The sequence below is a fragment of the Micrococcus sp. EWR3.9.1 genome, assembly GCF_052615555.1.
Genome location: NZ_JBQXFD010000040.1, coordinates 1 through 1,987, shown reverse-complemented (window position 1 = coordinate 1,987; position 1,987 = coordinate 1). Strand labels below are relative to the sequence as shown.

The window sequence follows — 1,987 nt, the reverse complement described above, 5'->3', positions numbered from 1 at the left end:
ATAAGAGTGTGTGTAAGTCATCGGCCTATTAGTACTGGTCAGCTTCACGAGTCTTCAGTCCTCGCTTCCACATCCAGCCTATCAACCCAGTGTTCTAGCTGGGGGCCTCACACCCTCAAAGGGGCAAGGAAATCTCATCTCGAAGCCGGCTTCCCGCTTAGATGCTTTCAGCGGTTATCCATCCCGAACGTAGCTAATCAGCCATGCACCTGGCGGTACAACTGACATACCAGAGGTTCGTCCGTCCCGGTCCTCTCGTACTAAGGACAGACCTTCTCAAATTTCCAACGCGCGCAGAGGATAGGGACCGAACTGTCTCACGACGTTCTGAACCCAGCTCGCGTACCGCTTTAATGGGCGAACAGCCCAACCCTTGGGACCTACTCCAGCCCCAGGATGCGACGAGCCGACATCGAGGTGCCAAACCATGCCGTCGATATGGACTCTTGGGCAAGATCAGCCTGTTATCCCCGAGGTACCTTTTATCCGTTGAGCGACGGCCGTTCCACAACGAGCCGCCGGATCACTAGTCCCGACTTTCGTCCCTGCTCGAGCTGCCACTCTCACAGTCAAGCTCCCTTGTGCACTTGCACTCGACACCTGATTGCCAACCAGGCTGAGGGAACCTTTGGGCGCCTCCGTTACATTTTAGGAGGCAACCGCCCCAGTTAAACTACCCATCAGGCACTGTCCCTGACCCGGATCACGGGCCGAAGTTAGATATCCAGAGTGACCAGAGTGGTATTTCAACGGCGACTCCACGAACACTGGCGTGCCCGCTTCACAGTCTCCCACCTATCCTACACAAGTCACACCGAATACCAATACCAAACTATAGTAAAGGTCACGGGGTCTTTCCGTCCTTCTGCGCGTAACGAGCATCTTTACTCGTAATGCAATTTCGCCGAGTTCATGGTTGAGACAGCGGGGAAGTCGTTACTCCATTCGTGCAGGTCGGAACTTACCCGACAAGGAATTTCGCTACCTTAGGATGGTTATAGTTACCACCGCCGTTTACTGGGGCTTAAGTTCTCCGCTTCGCCGAAGCTAACGGGTCCCCTTAACCTTCCAGCACCGGGCAGGAGTCAGTCCATATACATCGTCTTACGACTTCGCATGGACCTGTGTTTTTGATAAACAGTCGCTTCCCCCTGGTCTCTGCGGCCCCGATCCCCTCACACCAGCACGTGGTGCTCAAGGTTGGGGCCCCCCTTCTCCCGAAGTTACGGGGGCATTTTGCCGAGTTCCTTAACCATGATTCTCTCGATCGCCTTAGTATTCTCTACCTGACCACCTGTGTCGGTTTAGGGTACGGGCAGTTTGAACCTCGCGCCGATGCTTTTCTAGGCAGCATAGGATCACCGGATCACCCACCATGTGGGCGCCCATCAGGTCTCAGGCATACAGCCGGCGGATTTACCTACCGGCAGCCCTACACCCTTAGACCAGGTCATTTCCATTGCCCGGCCCGGCTACCTTCCTGCGTCACACCTGTTAATGCGCTTGCCTCCCCGGTTCAGGTCCCGCGCTCCCCATCACCGACCCCGTCAAAGACGGGGTTCGGGATGGTTCGGGCGGTTAGTATCACCGGCTCAACATGGACGGTTCTTCACTGGTACGGGAATATCAACCCGTTGTCCATCGACTACGCCTGTCGGCCTCGCCTTAGGTCCCGACTTACCCAGGGCAGATTAGCTTGACCCTGGAACCCTTAGTCATCCGGCGGACGGGTTTCTCACCCGTCTTTCGCTACTCATGCCTGCATTCTCACTCGTCCACAATCCACCAGAAGTTACCCGCTGGCTTCACCTCGTGAACGACGCTCCCCTACCCATCCAGCAAAACTGAATGCCACGGTTTCGGCGGTGTACTTGAGCCCCGCTACATTGTCGGCGCGGAATCACTTGACCAGTGAGCTATTACGCACTCTTTCAAGGGTGGCTGCTTCTAAGCCAACCTCCTGGTTGTCTCAGCAACTCCACATCCT

At 55.8% G+C, this 1,987-nt stretch carries 1 rRNA gene; it reads right to left on the bottom strand.

The features are described 5' to 3' along the window. Positions 1-8: 8 nt before the first annotated feature. A 23S ribosomal RNA gene (locus tag ACUJ8O_RS11440) occupies positions 9-1,987 on the bottom strand; the annotation flags it as partial.